Consider the following 255-nt stretch of genomic DNA (forward strand, 5'->3'; position numbering starts at 1 on the left):
GATAACATCTCCTCTTAACCTTCCAGCACCGGGCAGGTGTCAGGCCCTATACTTCATCTTACGATTTTGCAGAGCCCTGTGTTTTTGATAAACAGTCGCCTGGACCTCTTCACTGCGGCCCTGTATTGCTACAGGGCGACCCTTCTCCCGAAGTTACGGGTCTATTTTGCCTAATTCCTTAGCCATGAATCTCTCGAGCACCTTAGGATTCTCTCCTCAACTACCTGTGTCGGTTTACGGTACTGGTACTAATTA

Annotated in this window: 1 rRNA gene; it reads right to left on the reverse strand. The window is 48.6% G+C overall.

Annotation, left to right across the window (positions count from 1 at the left end):
- A 23S ribosomal RNA gene (locus tag ACHRVZ_RS21440) occupies positions 1 to 255 on the reverse strand; the annotation flags it as partial.

Source organism: Flavobacterium sp. FlaQc-57, assembly GCF_044007395.1.
In the GTDB taxonomy this organism is placed as follows: Bacteria; Bacteroidota; Bacteroidia; order Flavobacteriales; family Flavobacteriaceae; genus Flavobacterium.